This window comes from Bacillus glycinifermentans (assembly GCF_001042475.2).
Classification (GTDB): domain Bacteria; phylum Bacillota; class Bacilli; order Bacillales; family Bacillaceae; genus Bacillus; species Bacillus glycinifermentans.
In genome coordinates this window covers 23,783-46,009 of the sequence record NZ_LECW02000024.1, presented here as the reverse complement: position 1 = coordinate 46,009, position 22,227 = coordinate 23,783, and the positions used below count along the sequence as shown (strand labels likewise).

The window sequence follows — 22,227 nt, the reverse complement described above, 5'->3', positions numbered from 1 at the left end:
TGTTTTTTTATGTTGAGGTGTGATTCTTCATGATCTTGAAAAGAGTTTTCAAACAACGAAAAAATTAAAAGCGGATTTAAGGTAAATGAATGATGGCATAAGGGAGATGCAACGGGAATTAAGTAAGGGCCTGGTTCCAAAGTTCACGAAGCCGAAAAGAGAATGTATAAGTGATACTGCAAAGGCCGCAGCAAGAGCTGCCCGGGGTGGGGCATATGAGAGTACGCTATGGTCGCCTCTGATTATGCTGTTAAAGCGGTAATGAACAGGGAATCCAAAAAAACACCGATCAATGTAATCGGTGCTAGAGGGTGCCAAGAGGTTCTTACTTTAGCATATTCACAAATGTTGTTTTTATCCTTTTTTCATTGTGAATTAATCCTCATCAAAAAGATGCTGTATAAGACACCTCAATTTATAATATATGCCATGCCAGAGACTCACGATATTTTATTCTGCTAAATGGCAAAAGGTGAATAAAATTTCAGTTTGGGGTGATGATGATCAAAACAAATCATCGGCGCGCTCCAGAACTGTTCATCATAACGAGGAAAACCGATTTTATAAAAATGTATTTTGGCTATTGATATAAAACCGATTTGTAACTATAATAGTTACAAAAATGTGTGAACAGGTCGATAGAGGAGCCTGCCGGGATATGTGTACGTCTTCAGTTTAAAGGAGAGGGCTTTTGAATAAATGATGCGTCAAGTCAATAAAAGCTCATGATGATATACATATGACAATGGAAAGTGGAGGAATCTGCAATGAAAATGTTAGTTACCGGAGCAACAGGAAAACTCGGGTCAAACGTGGTAGAGACGCTATTAAAATCTGTGCCGGCGAGCCAGTTGGCCGTTAGCGTCCGCAATCCGGAGAAAGCGGAAGGATTGCAGGAGCGCGGAGTGGAAGTTCGCCAAGGAGATTTTGATCGTCCGGAAACATTGGATTCCGCTTTTGCAGGGATCGACCGCTTGCTGATCATTTCTGCAGACGGAGATAATGAAACGAGGATTCGGCAACATACAAATGCGGCAGAGGCAGCAGAACGCGCAAAAGTAGGCTTCATCGCCTATACCAGTATAGCCAATGCCGAAGGGAGCACAATGTTCCTTGCTCCTCCGCACGTTGCCGCAGAAGAAGCGATTTTAAAAACAGGGATTCCTTACTCATTTTTACGAAACAATTGGTATTTAGAAAATGAGGCGTCAAGCATTCAAGGTGTGCTGGCGGGAGCTCCCTGGGTGACATCTGCAGGAAGCGGCAAGGCAGGCTGGGCACTCCGGCAAGAGTATGCAGAGGCTGCGGCGGCAGTGCTTTCCGAAGAAGGACACGAAAACACAATCTACGAGCTTTCGGGCAGGTTATTGACTCAGGAGGAACTGGCGTCTGCCCTTGGCGACGTATTGGGCAAAGACATACCGGTTCAGCAGGTTGATGACGCTCAATATGCCGATATCATGAAAGGTGCCGGCGTACCGGATTTTCTCATCCCGATGCTCGTGAATATTCAAAAAGGGATCCGGGACGGAGCTTTGGACGTCGAGAGCAGCGATTTTGAAAAACTTCTCGGACGTCCGCTTACCCCGATCAGCGAGGCGCTGACTCAAATCGTAGACGGAACAACAGAATAGTTGAAAACCGGCCTTTGTTCATGTCGACAGAGGCCGGCTTTATTTTTGAGACTTCCGGGATTCTCCCGTTACTTGATTTCGATCGCCGAAGCCTTGTTATCCCAATCCGAAGCCATATTAGCCGTTTTCCCGTACCAATCGGAATGTCTAAACAAGACTCCTTTTCCATACCCTTGAGTTGAAGTATGCTCCCACAGCGTCGTCGAATAGCTTGAAGAAGGTGACGCCGTACTCAAAGAGGAAATTCTGTCATTCCAGCTGGAAGGCAGATTTTTAAACCCGTCTCTCCAATAAATATACTGCCCGCCTTTATTTTTATACTCATAGAAATCAGTACAGCAAGGACCGGAGCCCGTGATCTTGAATTTGTCCTGAAGCCTTTGTTTGTCTTTTTCGATAAATGCCTGCAAACTTTCCCTGCTCGTAAAGCCATATGCCAGCCAATCGCCCGCTTGATTTTGTTTAGGCAGGACCATGGTTACTTTTATATCTTTGTTGGCTTTATTACTCATTTTGATCTGGGAATCCGCGTCTTTTCCATCTACTGCTACATAGTGAAACGACTCAATCGTATAATCGTCCCTTTCATTTGCCGACACAGCGCTGGCTGGCCATGCAGAAATGAAACAGGCTGCTGCAACGATACCCATTCCTACTGTTTTTTTGAGCTTTGTCTTAAACATAACACCACTCCCTTGCTGGATTTCCCTATTTTTCAATAGGCTTGAAAAATCATAGCATTAATAAAATGAAAATCATGTCTTTTTTTGCAAAAAAACTTTAAATTTAAATAAATTTACAGGTTTCGATCTTTGTGTAAGCTGCCGATAGCCTGCTAACCCTCTGCGGCAGCCTTTATTATTGGTTGAACGTAACCAAATAGGTGATTTGAAGTGAAGTCAATCGACTGAGGATTTTAACCGTTTTAGGAAGTCGAGGATGCAATGTTTAGACGTATACTTGAAGACGCACAACCTTGCCGCTTATGGAGAATGACAGTTTTATCAAAAAAGAGGGCGAAAAGCCCTCTTGAATAAAGTATTAACGATTCCCGGTCGTGGCTACTGTTTCCAGGTTTTGACCTGGTCCCGGGCTTGTGCTACTTTTAAGAAAATATATTTTTCATTTTTGTTTAGCCATATTTGATTCATATTCATTAGAACTGTCTATATAAAAGTATTCAATAGGTGTTCCATTTTCTTTTGATAAATACCCCTTATCCTTTCTGCCTACATCTCTTCCAGAGTATTCACAAATAAATTATTTTATATACTTTCCGGCTCCATCTATAACCGTTTCTGTTACCTCATTAGCTGTTAATACAAAAATTGCAAGTCGGGAAAGACAGCAACAAAAAGTGGGAATTTCTTCATCGGAAACTCTTATTGTTATTTTTCCACGGTTATTATTTGTTACATGGAATGAATATCCTTGTGAATTAATGTTAATGCTTGTGGCCTGTGCATTAGTAAATGAGGGAAAAAATTAATTAAGTCAAGAAATCAGAAACACGATCTTAAGGAGGTTGAAAAATATAAAACTTTGAAGGCAGAATCGTTTGACCATATAGAGGTCTTCGACAAGAGAGGCCGAGCAAAGGTTGTTTTGGACATGAATGGTAATATGATTGAAGCTAAAACAATAGCGGCATTAAAACAAAAAAGAACAATTTCAATTTTTGATTGAGGTGATAGAGATATGGAAGATAATTTTAAAAAAACAATAGAAATTTTAACTGATATTAATGAACTTATAAAGAAAAAAAAACAAATTGAGGTAGTTAGTAAAAGCGAATTAGATGATAAAATCGATAATCTAGATGAATATTCAGATTTACTAGAAAATATGACTCAAAACATAGAAAAGTTATCTAATTCACACCTTTACTCTACAGATGAGATAAGAAGTTTACTCCTTAAATTACATTTAAATTTTGCAGATTATATTTGGCATATTGATGAAATTCATGATTTATTAAAAGATTTCATTGGGAATTTCCCGGATAGTAATTAGTTTAAAGAATATTCAATTTGAAATACTCTTTAATTGGCTTAGCATTTAACAAAAAAGGCTCTATCTGGGGCCTTTTTTGTTACTCCAATAAAGTTTCAATTTTCGCCTTTGCCTTCGTTTTCCGCTCGTAATAGTCATCTATTCCGTTATTTTTGGCTCTTTTGTCCGGATAGAAATAGAGAGCAGGCAACGCATCCTTAGAGGGAATTTATATGTTAAGGAATATGGGGAGTGAAAGAAATTTGATTATCATACGGTTTATTCAGATGGAAAGTATTTATATAATCCTAGATATATAGAGTCTTCTATTCTAGAAGTTGAGTACTTTAATATAATAAAGAGTGAAAACCCTAATGGTATAACTACAAAAGAGGAATGAGGTAAAACATATGTGTACAACTTCTTCTATGTTGGTTATTGAATATTGAAAAGCAAATTTTCCAATCATTCTCATCATTTACTGGTGAGCTTCAGGCCGCGAGAAAATACGACAGCCTGAAGAGCAGATAATACGCTCTTAATCATCTGACAACAGTTACATAATGCACCCAATAAATAACACCGTTTTTATAAACAACAACAGTCGCTTTACCAGGACCTATGGCTGTAACCATACCATATTGATTAATCTCAAGGACGCCCTGACCATTGAGGATTTGATATTGGTCTCCTCCCATAAATACGTTAGAATCGCCAACATTCATTGTAGTGTAGGTTACGCCATAAGATTAAGATATGACTGACGCTGTTTGGGCAGAGGCGTTTAGAGCAAGGGCTGGTGAAATGAAGACTCCTAAAATCAGTGATAATGCCAATAAACTTTTCATAGCTTTTTTCATCATTTACCCTCATGGGTTTTCATTTTGCTTGCAAGTCTAGTTTAGCATGTTAAATATTTGAAACATGTGGAGGGTTTGTGAAACGGAAAGATAACCAATGAAAGATGTGTGACTTTTCCTTAAAGGAAAACAACAATATTGAGGGTGAGTTTGAATTGAATCGAATTAAGAGGTAGGACAGCTATTGGGAACGCATACATTTTTGTGTTTTTTGATTAGGGCGAAGGGACGTGCTAGTTTCACTTGCAAAAATCGAATATTGCGCAGGACGTAACGTCACACTCACTAAAATGAATTGGAAGCTTTGATTCTAAAAAATTTCGAATAACGGAAAGGATTTAAACAAAAGAAGGCTTCTCTTTGAGATGAAGCCCTTAACAAAGATTCAGAAAAACTTTCTCTTTGAATTCAGCCGGTTCGATGTTCATTTCGAAAGGAGACAGCGGCTTCCCCCTGTCAACTTACGGTTTCGGAACGTGTACGAAAATAGCTCCTAACACCGTACCATTACTTTTAAATACAGTGATTTTAGCATCTCCAGGGTTGTTTGCTCTAATTATTCCACTGCCGGTTACAGATGCAACATACGAATTATCACTTTTCCATGATTTGGCCCCTGATATATGGGATGGAATATCATACTCTTCTCCTAAACGTAGAGTTATAGGATAATTTTGAATTGATATTTTATCCTGTAGCAAGAAGGAAGCTTGTTTACCTTCTGGAATCAGTACAGTAGAGTTATCTACCTCTTTTGCAGATGCTACTCCACTTATAGACAAAGCTAAAGCAGAAATCGATAACGTAGAAACAATACTTTTTTTGAATTTCATTTAAAACACTCCTTTTGAAATTTTTTGTTACACTTTACTAATTCGACTCAAGGAATGATTTTCCTTGTAAATAAATGTTAATTATTTGTGGGCAAATAAAATATCTGAGAAGAGCACAAGAAACGAGTAAGTCCAAGATGGAGAGCCTGAGGACACTAAACCAACGCTGTGATGCGTTGGTTTAGTGTCTTTTTTATTTCAAGGAGGGATGATTTTGTTAGCTAAACAATTGTCTTTTCTGCCACCTATAGACGAAAAGGAAGTCAGAAATACGATTATTAGGGAGCTCAAAAAATATAAGGCTTTGAAGGTTCAGCTTGAATATTGGAAGGAGCAAGAAGCGGCAGGGATGTCAGAGCCTTTCCCGCGGCTGTCCGATCCACATCCCTATAATGAATTAAAAGTTGCACAGATAGACAGGGCGTTAACATAAAGTCTTGATAATGAATTGCAGATCATAAAGGCCAAGTACCTCTCTTCAAAGAAAATCAAGGATACTGAGATTTATATGGAGATGGGACTCAAAAAGGACAAATATTATCAGATCAAATGTCATCAGGCCACAGCTCCCGGGATTATCTGAGGGCTGTTATGAACGAAAAAAGCAGACTCCTACGAGTCCACCTTATCAAAGTTTAATTTTTTCAAATCCTAGGAGCTGCACTAAATCCCGTTATGATTTAACCAAAAAATGCATTTTCAGCAACTTTAAAGTCTCCAGCACCAAATTCAGCTTTTCCTTGAGTAGTAAAGTTTAAAATACCAGTTAAAACTACTCCTGTTATTACTGCACCTAAAAGTATTTTTTTCATGAGACAAGTTCCTCCGTCCATGTTTGAATTTTGTCGCGAGCGACTACTCCTTCATCGAAGTATTTCGCCGCTAATTCATGATATTCCTTCTTTTTGAAGTGTCTTGCTGCAATGATAGCTAAAGCTTGAAAAAGAGATTAGCGAGGTTAGCGAACATGATATAAGAATTGCCAAGCTAAAAGAGAAACTTGACAAAACACTTGACCATGGTGAATATATTAAAATTGCTGATGAGATTGGATATGATAATCTTACAACTGAACAGCAAGTTATTTACAACCTGTCTAAATTCAATAAAACAGGTGATGACATTCAAGCAGGCATTTTTAACGCTGCTGTGGATCTTGGGAAGGATTTTGTCGATGGAGGAATTGAGCTAGGGCGGAAAATTGGATGGACAATTGACTATTTACACAAAGATCCGCAAGTAGTTAGTGATGCAATTCTTGGATATGACTTTAAAGGTGCCTTTCAAAGTATGGTGGACACGTTGGTGGAAAAATGGGATGAGAAAGTAGTCAATGGGGATGCGTATTCAAGGGCGCACTATTTCACTTATTTGATTGGGAGTCTTTGGGGTTTGAAAGACGGACCTTCTTCAGCTTCAACGGGATCGAAGGATCTTGTCAAGGCTGGAAAGACCGCGGTTAGCAAGGCGAAGAAAGCCGGAAAGGCCGTAAAACAATTTGTAAAGCTGCCTACTAATCGATACACTCCCGCATTGGAAGGGATTCTTCAGGATGCACCGAATTCAATTAATGTGAAGAATACGCCGCCTATATTAAAAGAATTGGCCGAGGATAAAAAGAAAAGTGTGCTTTTCAATAGTAATAAAGAGACTTCGGGTCAGGGTGTAAAAAAAGTAAGAAAAACCATTGTGCCAACAGTTAAAAGTGGGGAGTTTAATAAATGGTTCAATTCATTATCAACTAAACAATTAGATGAACTCTGGCGTGATAAAAAAACTAGAAGGGCCATAGAAAGACAGCTTCGAGCTCCAGGAGGAATGCATGAGTGGCATTTAGTTTCACGAGCCCTACTTTTAAACACTGGGGAGTAACGGCAGAACAAATTAGAGAGCTACGAACGGCAATAAATGAAGTGGAATTTGTTAACCCGACAGGAAAGCACGGTGGATTAGGTTCTACTGCTGCTCACAACGAACTACTAAAGATCATAGACTCATCAAAAGATTATAATATGTTTGTACGAAGATTAAACAATTGGGCCAATTACAGACTAAAAGGTGGAGTTGAGGCTTTGCCTGATGGATTAAGGATAAAAAAATAGGAGGATTTAAAATGGAACGAGAAAATTTTGTCTCATTATGGATTGGAAGTATTCAAACTGATGATAAATTAAATGAATACGTTGAATTACCGTACGATGAAGAAGAAGGTGACTTTCTCCCTTCTCCGTTTTTAATAGACTTTGACATAGATATTGATGATTTAGATGAAGATTTTATCGAAAAGGTCGTTTATGATCAAAATAAAGAATTGCTGCAAGAATTAATAGGTGGCTGTTCGTATGATGAAATCATTTTGTCTCGTTTTGAAGCTATTCAGGGTAAACAACTTCCCAAGAATATAAACTCTGCCATTTTACTATATAACTTTGATTATGAAGGAAAAAGAAATGAAATAGTTAACAATGGGTATACTTTTAAATTTGTAGGATCCGTTTCATATGTTTAAAGATAAAATTGAGCTAAAGAACTGATAAACTTGTTTTAGCACTTGATCTCTGATTGAGTGCTTTTTTTATGTTCAAATCCGAGAAAAATCCGACAAAAAGGGGGATAAAATGGGGGACTTTTTTTATTCCACTTTGTCCTACGATAGAGACAAGAAAAACGAACGTGAATATCGAGTCCAAGAAGGAGAGCCTGCGGACACTGATATTTTGCACATTGATATTGTGCAGCTGATTGGCGGCCGCTTTTAATGGCCAGAATGGGAGACGCACCTTTCCCTTATCAAGTGTGCACCCGGATGTATCGAATGATGATGAAGGTCGTCAGCTTCATAGGAGGAGCAGCTGGAGTCTATGCAGGATTGCGCGCGATAGTCACGGGGAATGCAAGCGGTGAGATCCCGTTTGCACAGGAAGTCATTTTCTTCACATGGCTCCTAAAAAAAGGCAAATAAAGAATTCGAAAAGAAGGATAAAGATTTAATGTACAGTGAAAGGAGGTGAGCACATGCCAAGAGAATTGGTAAACGCCAAAATTACACACGTTTCATATGTGGACAAGGCTGTTATTCAAAAACAGTTCTTTTTTATGAAATCAGAAAAACAGCCCGATTTTTAATAAGAAATCAAGGTCCTCACAAAAGCTAAAGATAAGCAAAAGCTCGTATACGGAATTGTATACGAACCAGACACGATCGACGCACATGGGGATTACATGACGGCTGCTGAAATCGCAAAAACAGCTCGCGGTTTCCTGAAGGATGCCCAGCAGATCGACAAGCAACATGATTTTCAGGACGGTCCGGCCGACTTTGAGGTGAATGGCGAAACCATTAACAAAGGAACTTGGGTTATTGTCACGAAAGCCTCGAATGAGATTTGGGAACAAATCAAAAAAGACGACTTCACCGGGTATTCAATGACTGGGACCGCCGAAACAATAGAAAAGCAAAAAGAGAAGCCTTTTTCTCCGTCTGCCAGTGAAGAGAAAGGGCTTTTTAATTTGCTGAAAAAGGAGAGGTCCAAGACAGATTTAACGTCGAACGCAGCCGCTGGTGCCGTGATGGAAACTGATCCTAAAAAAATCAGAGAAGCCTTGCAAGACTTTGTGAAAATCTTAAGAAAAACGAGAGAACCTGAACTGATCAAAGCTGGGAATCTCAGAAGTACGTATGGCGGCATCATCCTACTGAGTTAATCGGCATAAACAAAGACAACGCTGGTGAAAATGGTTTTAGCGCCCCTGTTTTCAGTCTTGGTGCTACTGTTCATCTCAACTATATCTTATAAAAAAGGACAACCACAGTGTAGTTATATAGAGTATAATATTCTTGTATATAAAAGCTTTGCTCACTCAAGGGAAGTCTTGCTCATCCCCAATTGAAAGGGGGTGATGCAAATGACAACATTCGAAACAATCTCTTTAATGATTGCTTTCGGCATGTTAATTGCCGTGTTGTCGAAGAAAAAAAATAGACCTCCCTTGAGCCTTCAAACTTAAAGGGATAGTCTATCATCAAGATCCTATGAGCAAGCCCCTTGGTGGGCTGCTTTTTGTACACTGACTCGACTGTTCCCAGCAGCCGGGTCTTTTTTATTTTATGCATTTCCTAAAGAAGAAATACATCTGAAACGTGATCATGATATGGTATCTCTAATATGATTATAACACACGTTGATTGAATTTCTATATACGATATAATGTTACGGTCGACGAAGTAGAAATGGTGACGAGAACCGCAAATCACAAATAAAAAAGAGCCAAACCCTTAAATACCAAGGACTGACTCTTATCTGAATACGTCCCAGGAGAGATTCGAACTCCCGACACACAGCTTAGGAGGCTGTTGCTCTATCCACCTGAGCTACTGGGACACAGAACAATATTATAGTATAAAGCAATGAAAAAATAAAGGGGGAAAATCCAATTTTTTTCGTATTTCAGGAGAAAGCGTGCATCCAGCCTGACTGAATGCATGCTTTTGCACCTTAGCCTTTCAGATCAATATGATGGCCTGAAACAGGGTGGGGCGCTTGTATTGCGTCGATTAATTGTTCCGCATTTTGCTTGGCGGTGTCCATAGCTGTTTTCGTTAATGAAATATTCACGTTTTGGGCCAGCGAGGATTGACTCATAGCCACCGATAAAGCTGCGATATCCAACAAAACCACCTCCTTACCATGTAATATCGGTTGAATGAAGGGAGGTCTTTATTCACATTTAATCGTTTGAATATTCAAATTTTTAAGATGGCGTGATAGTATAGATTTGGAAAAGCGCTGGCGCGAGCAGTCAGTTCTCGCTAATGTACCGTCTAACGCCTTTTCTCAACCGGCTGTTTCGTTTTTTCCTCCAACAATTCAATGATTCTATTGTTTTGTTTCACCATTGTTCTCAGTATCGTGATGATCGTTCCGGAGAATCCGGTCAACATGATGAGCAGCACGATGATGATCCACATGCTAAACACTCCGTATTCTTTTTTCTTCTTTCGCAACATTTCGTCTGTTTCTAAAAAAATGATATGGGAGGCTGATTCATGGATTGGCTTGAGTTTGTATCTTCGATGGTCCAGTCGTTAGCGTGGCCCGTTACATTGGCAATGATCGTATGGCTCTTAAAGGAACCTGTATCCGAACGGCTGAAGGAACTTATCAAATTAAAATATAAAGATTTCGAATTGGAATTCGGCATGCGTGTTCAGGCGCTGGCTTCAGCACGCGGTAAAAGAAACCGCGCTCTGGCATCGATAAAGGCTGAGAATCCGCCGCAAGCCGTTGTCGAAAGCGCATGGGCTGAGGTTGAGGAGGCGCTGCGCGAGGCTGCCAAAAGACTGGAATCGGATTCCGGCAGTCAGGGTGTGCTGCATGTCATCGATATGCTTTATGAGCAAGGAGAGGTCACGAAAGAAGCGGTGTCGGAATTGAGAGAGCTGTGGAATTTGAGATTTATGGCTACAGGCGACATCAGTTCCGACAGTGCTTTAGAGTACAGAAGCCTTTGCAGCGAAGCAGCTGAAACGCTCAGATCAGCAAGTAAAATGCCTTCAACCTATTAAAATATCTTTTTCGTTCTTCATTTTGTGTTTTTTACCAGGATGATTGTCTGCAGTCACAAATATGATATGATGGAGGCACAGGAAGAAGACTACCAAAAGAGAGGTTTTCAGTTGAATGTTAGAGAAAGCCGAAGCATTATTACAGCGTTATTTTGGCTATCCGTCATTGCGGCCGGGACAGCGGGAAGCCATTCAATCCGTTTTAGAAGAGCGGGATACGGCGTGCATTATGCCGACAGGGGGAGGCAAATCGATTTGCTATCAGATTCCCGCTCTGCTTTTGGAAGGTACGACACTGGTGATTTCCCCTTTAATTTCACTGATGAAAGACCAAGTGGATGCCTTAAATGAGCTTGGGATCAAAGCCTCATACGTCAACAGCTCCCTCGATTCCCGCAAGGTTGAGGAACGTCTTTCCATCTTAAGAGAGGGCGGGTACAAGCTGTTTTACGTCACACCGGAGCGTTTAACTTCCCCGGATTTCATCCGTGTGATCTCCAATCTTCATATTCCGCTTGCGGCGATAGACGAAGCCCATTGTATCTCGCAGTGGGGGCACGATTTCAGGCCGAGCTACAGGAATATTGAAAGCTTTTTAGGCTCGCTCGTAAGCCGTCCCGTCGTGCTTGCACTAACGGCGACCGCGACGCCTGAAGTTCATGAAGATATTTGCGAACAGCTTGGCATCCAAAAAGAAAACACTGTGTACACCGGATTTTCCAGAGATAATCTGACGTTTAAAATCGTAAAAGGTGAAAACAGGGACCGGTTCATCGAATCCTATATCGAAAAAAACCGCTCTGAGGCGGGGATTATTTATACGGCGACTAGACGCGAGGCTGAAAGAATTTCCGGACATCTCTCGAAAAAAGGCATAGCCGCCGGGTGCTACCACGGAGGAATGAATGATGAAGAGCGGGAGCGCCAGCAGGATCTCTTTTTAAATGACAGCATCAGCGTAATGGCGGCGACTTCCGCATTCGGAATGGGCATCAATAAAACAAATATCAGGTACGTGATCCACTATCAGATTCCAAAGAACATGGAGAGCTATTATCAGGAAGCGGGACGCGCCGGGCGCGACGGTCTTGACAGTGAGTGCATTCTGTTGTTTTCTCCGCAGGATATCCGGCTGCAGCGCTTTTTAATCGAGCAGTCCACAGACGATGAAGACATGCAGGCGCAGGAAATGAAAAAGCTGAGACAGATGGTTGATTTTTGCCATACAGAAGGCTGTCTTGAACGGTTCATTCTCGGTTACTTCGGCGAAAAACAGACGGAAGACTGCGGGAGGTGCGGCAGCTGCCTTGATACGAGAAACGCAGCGGATGTCACAAAAGAAGCGCAGATGGTATTATCCTGCATGATGAGAATGGGCGAAAGATTCGGGAAAACCATGGTCGCACAGGTTCTTTCCGGGTCTAAAAATAAAAAAGTCATCGAAAACGGCTTTCAGCATTTATCGACGTACGGTATTTTAAAGCATCAGACCATTCTTGAGATCAGCGATTTTATAGAATTTTTGATTGCCGATGAATACATAAAGATGTCTGACGGAACATATCCCGTTCTTTTTGTGACAAATAAGGGGCGGAACGTATTGCTTGGAAGGGAAGAGGTAACCCGAAAAGAAAAAATGAAAACCGCCCAAATTGTTCAGGATGACCAGTTGTTTGAGCGTTTAAGAACGCTGCGCCGGAAGCTTGCACAGGAGCAGGGGGTGCCTCCATTCGTCGTTTTTTCTGATGAAACATTGAAGGAAATGAGCGGCAAAATGCCGTTGACCGAGGATGAATTAATGGATGTCAAAGGAGTAGGGGAGCAGAAAAGACAAAAATACGGCGCTTTATTTTTACAGGAGCTAAAAGCCTATAAAGCTGAAAATGAATGATAAAAATGCATTTTTGTAAATCTCTTTTTTAAAAAAGTAAAAGAACGAGAGAACCGTTGATATGACTGGGTTTATAACGACTTAGACAGGCGTGGAAAATGTTTCTTGTAAAGGAACTGTAATCAAAAACAAATTGTTTTGTTATTGAATTGACATTTTCATATGTTACGATTGCTCCTGTTAGCCGGACAATAAAAAGCTAACAAGGGAGGATTTACTTATGAAGAAGACGTTTATGTCCTTTGTTGCGGTTGCGGCGCTGTCGTCAACTGCATTCGGAGCGAGTGCCTCTGCAAAAGAAGTAACAGTCCAAAAAGGTGATACACTTTGGGGAATCTCGCAGAAACAAGGTGTAAGCCTGAAGGATCTAAAAGATTGGAACCAGCTTGCTTCTGATGTTATTATTCCAGGCCAGAAGCTGAACGTTTCAGAAAAAACAACAGAAAAAAAACAATATACAATTAAAGCGGGAGACACACTCTGGAAAATCGCCCAAAAATTCGGCGTTACAGTAAGTGATCTCAAAAATTGGAACGACATCAAATCAGATATAATTTATCCGAATACAACGATTGCTGTCGATGGGCAGGCAACTGTTCAGACTGAAGTAAAAGCTGCGGAAACCAAAACTGCAGTTCAACATAAACCGAAAACCGAACAGGCTGAACCAGCTCAAAAACCTGCTGCGCCAGTCCAAAAACCGGCCGCTAAAAAAGAAGCAGTTTCTCAATCAAATACATCTCAAAACGCGGTAAAAGAGCTGACGGTTACTGCAACGGCTTATACTGCTAATGACGGCGGAATGTCCGGCATCACAGCAACAGGAATCAATTTGAAAGCCAACAAGAACGCCAAAGTCATTGCCGTCGATCCAAACGTGATTCCTCTGGGCTCTAAAGTTCACGTTGAAGGCTATGGTGTAGCGACTGCGGGAGATACCGGCGGAGCCATTAAAGGAAACAAAATTGACGTATTTGTTCCAAGCAAATCTGACGCAAGAAATTGGGGCGTCAAAACCGTTAAAGTAAAAGTATTAAAATAAAGAGCGATTTTCGCCTTGACACTGAACATCGTTGATGGTCAGTGTCTTTTTTTATGTTCATGAAACGAGCAGCACAGGTCTTCACGAAACCTGATACCGATCATCTCATTGCACCATTTAACAAATTACAGAATCCTGATTGACTTAGAGCGCAACCTATCAATTGTTAGCCAGACACAATGGATGATTGAGGAACTAAAGGGGAAATATCATTTCGTGTTGGCTTGCTAACTGGATTACATTCATAGCGAGCAAAACGCCTTCGTCATTACATCAAAAGTTAAGTAATAGTCACATTAGGAAAACTGAACAAATACGTTTGAGAACAAGGATTCATCAACAGCCGCACCGACCACCCTCTTTAAAAAACTGAGTCATTACGTGTAAACTAGAAGTGATGCAAATTCATTAGCACACAATGCGCGAGTCGAAGAGGTTCGCGACAGGTACGCATAATGGAGCAGTGTGCATGATTTTAATGATTTTAAGGATGTGTAATGATGAATCAAGAGACATACATTGAAATTAGCAGAACATCGCAGTACATCAATAAAATGAGAAAATTTTCCGTGTTGATTGACGGTGCCGAGATGGGAAAAATCAAAGATGGAGGAAGGCTGCGAATTGATTTGCAGCCTGGCGAACATTTTATTCAAGTGAAAGCTGATTGGTGCATAAGCCAATCAGCGAAGTTTACTTTACATAAAGGAGAAGTGTTGAAGTTTAGATGCGGAAGTCCGATCCGGGGATGGAAGGTTTTCATGGTGATGTTTTCCGTTTTGTTCAGCCCTGAAAAACATCTGTTTATCCATCAGGAATAAGCGGTCTAAAGTATTGTCTAAGATTTTCCTAAACCAATATTGGCTCCGGAAAACGCACGTTCAGCTGCACGACATTCGGCGATTCATACGAAAACGCCAGGCATTCTGGGCTATCTCTGAAACGCGGGCGGGTGCGAAACGCCGGAAGCTGGCGCTGTACTGATTTTTATGGTTATGAGTCGCCCGGATGGTCGGCAGTGCAATGTATCTGGCAGCAGCGGTTTCAAAGATCGCAAAATTGTTCCGTCGTTCCCGAGAATCAACCTGTTATTTGCGGCATCCGGATAACGTGTTTTGCAAAATGGCAGGACCTAATCTATTCGTTTTCGAATGAGAAAGACGTATCTCCACCCGCGTATTTACAGGAAGCTCTGAAGATATTTGATCAAATTTGCCTGCCCAGGGAGTTCCCCCGGCCCAGCTCGGCGCATCTTCCTTAACGGGATACATCTTAAACCGCCAACTGATTTCCCCTGGAATTTGGGCCAATCCTTCATATCGGTCGTACTCTCCGAATGAAGAAGGAGACGGCATCCAATCAGCATAGATGCTAATGCTCTGTCGTTCTCTCACAGGACTCGTCGGCATATCTGTATACGGTTTTTTAACTTTTGTAATTAAAGCGGTTCCCAAAGCATTGGGTATATCCCTGACCGGATGAAGAACGACGCTGCATGGATAGGATATCTGTGCCGAAGTCTGCGCCTGAGCTGTTTCCGCCTGAGGCAAGAGCAGGACTAGAAGCGGCAGAAAACTTTTTAACATTCTGTTCAATCGAATCACCTCCAAATCCGGAAATAGTTTAACCGATCTCTACGTCCGAAATTCATCCGTGCATAAAATGGTTGAAACGTGGCATCCCGCTCATCCAGCTATCAAGATTAAACAGCAATAGCAATATAATGAGGAAGCACGACAAAGAATCCTGGTAAGGAGGGCAAATATGTTTCCGGTGATTGAAACAGATAGGCTTGTATTAAGAGAAATAACGGATCTGGATACAGAAAGCATATTCGATTGTTTTTCCAATGAAAAAGTTACCCGTTATTATGGACAAGAAACATTCGAAACGAGAGAGCAAGCAAGACATCTAATTGCTCTTTTTAAGCAGAATTTCGTTGAAAACAGGGGAATTAGATGGGGAATTCAAATAAAAGGAGAAGAAAAACTAATCGGCACAATTGGATTTAATGCTTGGTCGCCTAAACATAAACGGGCAGAAATAGGATATGAATTGAATCCCGAATATTGGAGAAAAGGCTATGCAACAGAAGCGATTGCTAGAATTGTAGAGTATGGATTTGGCGATATGGGGTTAACTCGTATCGGTGCGGTTGTTTTTATTGAAAATGAAGGCTCTCATCAAGTATTAACAAAATTGGGTTTTCAAAAAGAAGGAGTATTAAGAAATTATATGTATCAAAACGGCGTTTTGCATGATACATATGTATACTCTATTTTAGGTGCTGCGGGTTGCTGAACTTCCCAAATTTCAAAACAATGTCAGCAGCCTGCAAGTCATCTCACCCGTACTCAGGCAGAGGAAAACGCTGTTCCTCTGCCTGTTAATGCTCCGTGATGGTGAGACGGACCTTGCCGTTTAGCGCTTCGATCCGGCATCTTCCTCCGATGGGAAACGTAAAAAATGGAGTCGTATGGCCGAAATCCATATTGGCGATGACCGTTATCGACGAAAGCTCTTTTTTTGTTTGAATGATCGTTTTGAGAAGGTCGATCGGCACAACGGATCTTCTCTGAAAGCGGCCGATAACAACAGCTTTGACAAATGAGAAGTCCGGAAGGTGGAGCAACGATTGTAAATCGCGGTCGAAAAAAGCGGCTGAAGATTCAAAATCATCTTCCAAAAATAATACGGCATCTTTTATGTCAGGGAAATATTCCGTTCCTTGAAGAAGATTCAGCGTACATAAGTTTCCCCCGAGCATCCTGCCTTCCGCAGTTCCTTCGTTTAAGATGACTGGACCTCGATTTGGATAGGGACGCTCTTCCCCAATCTCCTCGCACCAGAAGTTAGATGGTTCGATTTCGTACGGTTCTTCCGACAGACAGCATTTCACAAAATAATCTTTTGTATACTCTAACCCCTGTTTCATAGAAAAGCTTGAAAAATGCGGGCCGGAATAGGTCACAACGCCCGTCTTTTTATAAATGGCGGAGGCGAGAGCCGTAATATCCGAAAAACCGCAGAACACCTTTGGATGGGACTTGATCAATTCATAATCCAAATAGGGAAGAAGCTGATTGCTGTTGTAGCCGCCGAGCACTGTCAGAATCCCTTTCACGTCCGGATCTGAGAAGGCTTCGTGAAGGTCGCTGACTCTTGATTCAATGCTTGATGAAGAACATGCATCGAGTTCATCGGCATGGGCCGAAACCGAAATTTGAAATCCGATCTGTTCTAACACGCGCGTTGCCCTTTCTACTTGCTCTTTTGCTAAAAGGGACATACAGCTGGAAGGAGCAACGACTCTTAAGAGGTCTCCGGCTTTTAATTTTGAAGGAAACATATGCAACATCCTTTTGATTGATTTCCTACCATTTAACCATATTATCAGCGGTGTTGAAAGTTTTTTATATTCATCACTGCAAGCCAATTTTGTAAAAAAAATCAATTTGTAAATCTATTTCCAAAATAAGTTTTAATGTAATGTTAAGCAAATTTTTTAACTTTCTTTCCTCTTTTTGTGATAGAATGCTTATGTCATCTGGTACATATTTTGTCTAAGCCCAGAAAAAACCATGACAAAAGGAGCGTTCGATTTGAAGAAAAGAAACTGGTTTTTATTTTTAATTATTTCGGCTTTTGTACTTGCACTAGCTGCATGCCAGCAAGCTGATCCAAAAGGATCGTACGCGGCCGCTTACAAAAAGTTAGCCGAAGCGGAAAAGTACGATTTTTCAGCTGATATCGGCCTGAAAGTAGATGCGTCCAATATGGGTGCGGAAGATAAGCAGATTGCCGAAGTGTTGAACAATCTAAAATTAACGGTCAGCGGAAAAACAGATTCAAAGACAAAACAGTCAGAAGTCGTGTTAAAAGGCGAAATGAAAGTCCAAAATATGACGATGAATTTCGATGTTCCGGTGTTTATGGATGAGAAAAAACAAGTTGGGTACATCAAGCTTGACAGCGTCTTAGACAATTTCGGATTGTTCCTTGGAACAACGGGAATGAACTTTGACAGTCTGAAAGGAAAGTATTTGGAATTCCCGCTTGAAGACGATCAGTCATCATCAAAAGAGGCGGAAGACATTCAAAAGAAACTGATGGATTCCATCCAAAAAGGCGCGGATAACCTGTCTGCTGATCAGTTTAAAACAGAGGATTTGACTGATAAAGAAAAAGAGAAAGGCGCATCAGAAAAAATCACATTCAGCCTGAAAGACGAAGAAGTTAAACAAGTCGTGATGAACGTCATCAAAATCATCGGCGATGCTTCAGAAAAAACGTTGTCTAAAGATGATTTGAACAATGTAAAAGACGGCTTGAAAGATTTGACTTTCAAAAAGTACAATGTGACAACAACGCTTGATGACAAGAAAAATATCCTTTCTCAAAAAGCCGATGTGTCCGTCGACTTTGACATAAAGGATTTCCCTAAATCAATCGCCATTACGACTGATTCTTCTTTTAAAGAAATTGACGGTGATGTGACATTCAGCCATAAACCGAAAAAATCTGATATCGTGACAGAAGAAGAAGCGCAAAACCTAATGGCAAACGATGCACTGAATTTCTAAGTCCGACAAATTCCCTTCGGGTTTCAACCGGAGGGAATTTTTGCGTTTTCTATGTCTAATTTCTGACGAACGATGCGAAAACGTTGACAATGCCCGTGAGATTGAATACGATTTTGATAGCTTGGACAAATAGGAGAGATTATTGCATATGACTCATAAAGAAAAAAATAAAAATTTTACAGGCATCGTTGTCGCGCTGACGATCATCATCAACGGTGTCATCGCGTTGCTGTTTTTCCTCCCGAAAGGCGACAAGTTCAGCCATTTGGATCTGACGTTCTTGCCGCTGCTTAACGCCGTCTGTAATAGTTTTACTTTTATTTTTCTGGTTGCGGCGCTCATCATGATTAAGCAGAAAAATATTAAAGCTCACAAACGGTTTATTTTTGCCGCTTTTACAACGACGGCAATCTTTCTTGTGTCTTATCTGACCTATCATTCGCTGATGCCTGATACCCATTTTGGAGGACAAGGCATCATACGGCCCATCTACTTTTTTATCTTGATCACGCACATTGTGTTGTCAGCTGTTATCGTGCCTCTTGCCTTGTTTACATTGTTCAGGGGGCTCAGCATGCAGGTTGAACGCCACCGCAAAATCGCACGATGGACGATGCCGCTTTGGCTGTATGTCAGCCTGACGGGCGTTCTCGTTTATATCTTGATTTCCCCTTACTATTAAAAAAGCCGGACAACCGGCTTTTTTTGTTTTATCCTCAACTATTCCTTTTTTCGAAATTAATCCGTCCAAATTAGATAAACGTACTACACAAGAACTGAACATGACCAATATAAATAATTAGAGCATTGGATAGAAAAGAAAAAGGGAGATGCTTATGAAAATACTTCTGGCTACTTATTGGGATATCCCCCATGTTGGTGGTGTATGGACATACATGGTCCAATTAAAAGAGAAACTTGAGTCATTAGGTCATCAAGTAGATTTGCTTGGGTATGGGAAAGAGAGCAAAATCGTTCATGTTGCAAATGAAAATCGAAGCATTGACAAAGAAAAGCTGCTTCCTTTCATAAAAACAGTCGTGAACAAAGACCTGTTTCCGGAAATCTTTGCAAATCAGCTGGTCGCTTATACGGAACAGCAGCGTTATGCGTATGAGCTTGGTGCGGCTTATTTAGGGCTCGATAAGTATGATATTGTTCACGCCCAGGATATTGTGTCAAGCACGAGCCTGAAAAGAGTGCTTCCAAACGATATCCCGCTTGTTACGACCCTTCACGGCTGTGTCGCACACGAAATCAGGCAGCAGCTCAATACGATTCACAGATCCTCAACCTCTTATATGGCAAGAGCTTACTATGATCATCTTGAACAAACGGGTGCAACGTCGGCCGAGAAGACGATCGTTGCCAACAACTGGCTGAAGAACATTCTGACGGAAGAATTTCAAGTGCCGGCAGAGCAAATCGAAGTCTACCAGTACGGATATGACGTGAATGGTTTCTTAAACAGGCTTGAAGCAGAAGGAAGCAAAAATCCTGTGACAGACAAAAAAGTCATCCTGTTCACCGGAAGGCTTACCGAAATTAAAGGCGTTCACCATTTAATCGCGGCACTTGCAGAGCTAAAGAATATCCGCGAAGACTGGGTATGCTGGATCGCAGGTGAAGGAGAGAAGCTTGCTCCGCTCAGACTTCAAAGCAGGGAGCTTGGCCTGGAAGATGATGTAGTCTTTTTGAAGAAACGCGAAGATATTCCTTACTTGCTTTCACTCGCCGACGTTTATGTTTTACCGAGCCTGTTGGAAAATCAGCCTTTATCATTAATTGAATCTTAAATAGCCGGAGTGCCTGCGATTGTCACCGATGCCGGAGGACTGCCGGAAATGGTGGAACATGAAGTGACAGGACTTGTAGCGCCTAAAGGAGATTCGGAAACATTGTGCAGCTATCTGGATCGGCTGTTGGGAGATGACGAATTCAGGCGCACATTGGGAGTAAACGTAAGGGAGTTTGCAAAGGAACATTGGGATATGGATCAAGCTGTTGATAGAATTGTCAATATTTATCAAACGATTACAGACACAAGGAGTGATGTTGAATGAAAACGTTAATTATTAATCATTTGCTCGACAGCATCAATAAAGAGCTGAATGGTGAGTGGTGGGCGACGTATTTGGATCTGCTGTTTCAATTAGCTGAACAGCGCGCGCAGGAAAGTGAAGAGGCTTCAACGGAAGAATCAGAATTAGATTTGATTGACGAAAGCCTTAGACCGTTGATCCAAGATTTGCATTTAATCTTTGATCATATGAACAATCAAATTTTAGAAAATAATAATAGGATTTTGCAGGACATTCAGACGGCGGCTGTCCAAGGAATGGATCGCTCAGCTTTAGAACAGGTTATTCGCTCATTGCCGCAAGTTCCTGAAACGGCAAATGCCCTTAATATCAATCGCGGATCTTTGTACCCTGTATCGGTATCTAGTCCGGTAAACTCGAATGGGAACGCTTTAGGAAATAACACCGGATCATCGCCGACAAATACTGATCTGCCGAACTCTTTTAACGGGGTAAACGGAAATACTCTAGGAAATAACACTGGATCATTGTCGACAAATACTAATCCGCCGAACTCTTTTAACGGGGTAAACGGAAATACTTTAGGTAATAACACCGGATCATTGTCAAAAGGTTCTATTCCGGCAAACTCTCTTAACGGAGCGAACGGGAACACATTGGGAAATTTCACTGGATCGCTGCCGGATTCCAAAGCGGCAGACGCTCTTCAAAATATAAATCAAGAAAATTTCGAAGCGAGCATTGAATCGCAGCCAAACGTTTCTGAAACGGTAAATACCATGAAAAATATCGACCGCAACATAGCGGAAACGCTAAAAGAATCGCTGCCGGAAGATCATACTCTACCAAGTCCTGAAACGATAAACGTTCTTAAAGAAGCTCAGAGAAACGGCGAGAATAGCGAATCGTAAAATAATCAGCCTTCGGAAAACGGAGGCTTTTTATTTTTCCGGCTTCCAATCTCCTTATCCCAAACCTTCCTGAAGTAGGTGGTTGTCTTTTACCTTTCTCTATCATGAAGCATACAATACTAAAAAGTATGAGCCAGCTTCGCGATTTCCTATTACAAGCAGCCGCGTAACAGGAGGAAAGGGGAGTTGGAAATATGAATTTGCAAGAAATGAAAGGTCAGTATGATGCCGTTTTTAGCTTAGGGCACCTTTGTCTGTCGGCCATCCAGCTTAGAAAAAATAATTTAAGGCCGTTTGCAGGTCCTATTGACTGGATGACGTCTCATTCCTTGGCAGACGTCAACCGCCTTCTTCGAAATCGGTTTTCCGATTTTATGAGACCGGTAAATCTAAGGGTGCTGGGCTATAACTCCGGTGAAAAAGAAGAAGGTTCAACGATCTATGTAAGAGATGACTATTATGGTGTTGAATCTGTTCACGATTTTGATGCAGATCAAAATACACTCGATGATTTAATGACGTATCCTGAGGTGATGGAAAAGTACAACAGAAGGATCAACCGCTTTCTGGAACAAATGTCGGAGAGCAATCGTATTCTTTTCGTCAGAACGGAAGGAAGCCTTGAAGAGGCGCGGGAACTTGAACTCGTTTTATCGGAATTGGTTCAGCATGACTTTAGCGTCCTTTTTGTGCGGCATACAGACGCCACCGGCATTGACGAAATTGATTGGCAGCTTGAGAAAATTTGCGCTGTAGAATTGCCTGATACGGAAATATGGGAGAGCAATAATGCTTTATGGTCAGAGCTGTTTGAAGGAATTACACTCGTTTAACCAGCTATGTTTCATTCAAGTATACTCAAGGAGGAAAAGG

At 41.3% G+C, this 22,227-nt stretch carries 24 protein-coding genes, 1 tRNA gene and 5 pseudogenes; 20 read left to right on the top strand and 10 right to left on the bottom strand.

The window, feature by feature from the left end; genetic code table 11:
- Positions 1-767: 767 nt before the first annotated feature.
- Positions 768-1,634 carry an SDR family oxidoreductase gene (locus tag AB447_RS15425; protein WP_048354679.1) on the top strand — a complete coding sequence of 289 codons (867 nt, stop codon included), beginning with the start codon at positions 768-770 and terminating at the stop codon, positions 1,632-1,634.
- A gap of 68 nt (positions 1,635-1,702) precedes the next feature.
- Here the strand turns inward: AB447_RS15425 and AB447_RS15420 are convergent, their stop codons facing one another.
- The gene (locus AB447_RS15420; RefSeq protein WP_053075410.1) at positions 1,703-2,317 is read right to left on the bottom strand and encodes a hypothetical protein; all 615 of its coding nucleotides are present in this window, start codon (positions 2,315-2,317) and stop codon (positions 1,703-1,705) included.
- Positions 2,318-3,332: 1,015 nt separating this feature from the next.
- On the opposite strand from AB447_RS15420, the gene AB447_RS15415 reads away from it, so the two are divergent.
- Positions 3,333-3,647: a hypothetical protein gene (locus tag AB447_RS15415; RefSeq protein WP_048354678.1), complete on the top strand. Its 315-nt coding sequence runs from the start codon at positions 3,333-3,335 to the stop codon at positions 3,645-3,647.
- Positions 3,648-3,726: 79 nt separating this feature from the next.
- On the opposite strand, the pseudogene AB447_RS26920 reads toward AB447_RS15415, so the two are convergent.
- From AB447_RS26920 to AB447_RS15410, 3 genes and pseudogenes are all read right to left on the bottom strand, one after another.
- Positions 3,727-3,846: pseudogene (locus AB447_RS26920) on the bottom strand (N-acetylmuramoyl-L-alanine amidase); the annotation flags it as partial.
- Positions 3,847-4,168: 322 nt separating this feature from the next.
- Positions 4,169-4,360, bottom strand: a pseudogene (locus AB447_RS26340) (BLB8/JUQZ-1 family protein); the annotation flags it as partial.
- 587 nt (positions 4,361-4,947) lie between these two features.
- Positions 4,948-5,319 (bottom strand): BLB8/JUQZ-1 family protein, encoded by a 372-nt coding sequence (locus tag AB447_RS15410; protein WP_048354676.1) that lies wholly within the window; start codon positions 5,317-5,319, stop codon positions 4,948-4,950.
- 214 nt (positions 5,320-5,533) lie between these two features.
- On the opposite strand from AB447_RS15410, the pseudogene AB447_RS15405 reads away from it, so the two are divergent.
- Positions 5,534-5,902 (top strand): annotated as a pseudogene (locus AB447_RS15405) (ArpU family phage packaging/lysis transcriptional regulator).
- 97 nt (positions 5,903-5,999) lie between these two features.
- On the opposite strand, the gene AB447_RS25345 reads toward AB447_RS15405, so the two are convergent.
- Positions 6,000-6,131: a Phr family secreted Rap phosphatase inhibitor gene (locus tag AB447_RS25345; protein ID WP_082634666.1), complete on the bottom strand. Its 132-nt coding sequence runs from the start codon at positions 6,129-6,131 to the stop codon at positions 6,000-6,002.
- 337 nt (positions 6,132-6,468) lie between these two features.
- On the opposite strand from AB447_RS25345, the gene AB447_RS25885 reads away from it, so the two are divergent.
- The 7 genes and pseudogenes from AB447_RS25885 to AB447_RS15375 all read left to right on the top strand — a co-directional run bounded on the left by AB447_RS25885 (position 6,469) and on the right by AB447_RS15375 (position 9,327).
- Complete coding sequence (locus AB447_RS25885) at positions 6,469-7,191, top strand: hypothetical protein (protein ID WP_053075409.1); 723 nt, start codon at positions 6,469-6,471, stop codon at positions 7,189-7,191.
- A complete protein-coding gene (locus AB447_RS15395; RefSeq protein ID WP_053075408.1) occupies positions 7,146-7,421 on the top strand; it encodes a hypothetical protein in 276 nt (91 codons plus the stop codon). Before AB447_RS25885 ends, AB447_RS15395 begins: the two co-directional genes overlap by 46 nt.
- A gap of 11 nt (positions 7,422-7,432) precedes the next feature.
- Positions 7,433-7,828 carry an immunity 22 family protein gene (locus tag AB447_RS15390; RefSeq protein WP_048354675.1) on the top strand — a complete coding sequence of 132 codons (396 nt, stop codon included), beginning with the start codon at positions 7,433-7,435 and terminating at the stop codon, positions 7,826-7,828.
- Between the two features lie 109 nt (positions 7,829-7,937).
- Complete coding sequence (locus AB447_RS26915) at positions 7,938-8,078, top strand: hypothetical protein (RefSeq protein WP_232517687.1); 141 nt, start codon at positions 7,938-7,940, stop codon at positions 8,076-8,078.
- Positions 8,078-8,281, top strand: a complete 204-nt coding sequence (locus AB447_RS26910; RefSeq protein WP_232517686.1) for a hypothetical protein — start codon at positions 8,078-8,080, stop codon at positions 8,279-8,281. Before AB447_RS26915 ends, AB447_RS26910 begins: the two co-directional genes overlap by 1 nt.
- A 53-nt stretch (positions 8,282-8,334) precedes the next feature.
- Positions 8,335-8,838, top strand: a pseudogene (locus AB447_RS15380) (XkdF-like putative serine protease domain-containing protein); the annotation flags it as partial.
- 387 nt (positions 8,839-9,225) lie between these two features.
- Complete coding sequence (locus tag AB447_RS15375) at positions 9,226-9,327, top strand: putative holin-like toxin (RefSeq protein ID WP_048354674.1); 102 nt, start codon at positions 9,226-9,228, stop codon at positions 9,325-9,327.
- Positions 9,328-9,627: 300 nt separating this feature from the next.
- Here AB447_RS15375 and AB447_RS15370 read toward each other — a convergent pair.
- The 3 genes from AB447_RS15370 to AB447_RS26335 all read right to left on the bottom strand — a co-directional run bounded on the left by AB447_RS15370 (position 9,628) and on the right by AB447_RS26335 (position 10,288).
- Positions 9,628-9,701: transfer RNA gene (locus AB447_RS15370), tRNA-Arg, on the bottom strand.
- Between the two features lie 114 nt (positions 9,702-9,815).
- Complete coding sequence (locus tag AB447_RS25335; RefSeq protein ID WP_373687983.1) at positions 9,816-9,998, bottom strand: YjfB family protein; 183 nt, start codon at positions 9,996-9,998, stop codon at positions 9,816-9,818.
- A gap of 143 nt (positions 9,999-10,141) precedes the next feature.
- Positions 10,142-10,288: a hypothetical protein gene (locus AB447_RS26335; RefSeq protein ID WP_172796359.1), complete on the bottom strand. Its 147-nt coding sequence runs from the start codon at positions 10,286-10,288 to the stop codon at positions 10,142-10,144.
- A gap of 78 nt (positions 10,289-10,366) precedes the next feature.
- Between AB447_RS26335 and AB447_RS15365 the strand changes: the two genes are divergently transcribed.
- The 4 genes from AB447_RS15365 to AB447_RS15350 all read left to right on the top strand — a co-directional run bounded on the left by AB447_RS15365 (position 10,367) and on the right by AB447_RS15350 (position 14,639).
- Positions 10,367-10,885, top strand: a complete 519-nt coding sequence (locus tag AB447_RS15365; RefSeq protein ID WP_048354673.1) for a hypothetical protein — start codon at positions 10,367-10,369, stop codon at positions 10,883-10,885.
- A 115-nt stretch (positions 10,886-11,000) separates the two neighbouring features.
- Positions 11,001-12,776, top strand: a complete 1,776-nt coding sequence (gene recQ / locus AB447_RS15360; protein ID WP_057957637.1) for a DNA helicase RecQ — start codon at positions 11,001-11,003, stop codon at positions 12,774-12,776.
- Between the two features lie 220 nt (positions 12,777-12,996).
- A complete protein-coding gene (locus AB447_RS15355) occupies positions 12,997-13,818 on the top strand; it encodes a LysM peptidoglycan-binding and 3D domain-containing protein (protein WP_048353395.1) in 822 nt (273 codons plus the stop codon).
- A 500-nt stretch (positions 13,819-14,318) separates the two neighbouring features.
- Positions 14,319-14,639 (top strand): hypothetical protein, encoded by a 321-nt coding sequence (locus AB447_RS15350; protein WP_048353396.1) that lies wholly within the window; start codon positions 14,319-14,321, stop codon positions 14,637-14,639.
- Between the two features lie 267 nt (positions 14,640-14,906).
- Here AB447_RS15350 and AB447_RS15345 read toward each other — a convergent pair whose 3' ends face one another.
- A complete protein-coding gene (locus AB447_RS15345) occupies positions 14,907-15,413 on the bottom strand; it encodes a YoqH family protein (protein WP_411801438.1) in 507 nt (168 codons plus the stop codon).
- Positions 15,414-15,582: 169 nt separating this feature from the next.
- Here AB447_RS15345 and AB447_RS15340 point away from each other — a divergent pair, with 169 nt between their 5' ends.
- Positions 15,583-16,119, top strand: coding sequence for a GNAT family N-acetyltransferase (locus AB447_RS15340; RefSeq protein WP_048353397.1), 537 nt, complete (start codon positions 15,583-15,585; stop codon positions 16,117-16,119).
- 85 nt (positions 16,120-16,204) lie between these two features.
- On the opposite strand, the gene AB447_RS15335 is transcribed toward AB447_RS15340, so the two are convergent.
- Entirely contained in the window at positions 16,205-17,167 is a 963-nt protein-coding gene (locus AB447_RS15335) for a S66 family peptidase (protein WP_048353398.1), read from the bottom strand.
- A 253-nt stretch (positions 17,168-17,420) separates the two neighbouring features.
- Here AB447_RS15335 and AB447_RS15330 point away from each other — a divergent pair, with 253 nt between their 5' ends.
- From AB447_RS15330 to AB447_RS15310, 5 genes and pseudogenes are all read left to right on the top strand, one after another.
- Complete coding sequence (locus AB447_RS15330) at positions 17,421-18,401, top strand: hypothetical protein (RefSeq protein WP_048353399.1); 981 nt, start codon at positions 17,421-17,423, stop codon at positions 18,399-18,401.
- Between the two features lie 148 nt (positions 18,402-18,549).
- Complete coding sequence (locus AB447_RS15325) at positions 18,550-19,083, top strand: DUF420 domain-containing protein (RefSeq protein ID WP_048353400.1); 534 nt, start codon at positions 18,550-18,552, stop codon at positions 19,081-19,083.
- Between the two features lie 154 nt (positions 19,084-19,237).
- Positions 19,238-20,464 (top strand): annotated as a pseudogene (locus tag AB447_RS15320) (glycosyltransferase family 4 protein).
- Positions 20,461-21,354 (top strand): hypothetical protein, encoded by an 894-nt coding sequence (locus AB447_RS15315; RefSeq protein ID WP_048353401.1) that lies wholly within the window; start codon positions 20,461-20,463, stop codon positions 21,352-21,354. The pseudogene AB447_RS15320 and the gene AB447_RS15315 overlap by 4 nt, the downstream one beginning before the upstream one ends.
- 194 nt (positions 21,355-21,548) lie before the next feature.
- Positions 21,549-22,187 (top strand): DUF1796 family putative cysteine peptidase, encoded by a 639-nt coding sequence (locus AB447_RS15310; RefSeq protein ID WP_048353402.1) that lies wholly within the window; start codon positions 21,549-21,551, stop codon positions 22,185-22,187.
- Positions 22,188-22,227: the final 40 nt, after the last annotated feature.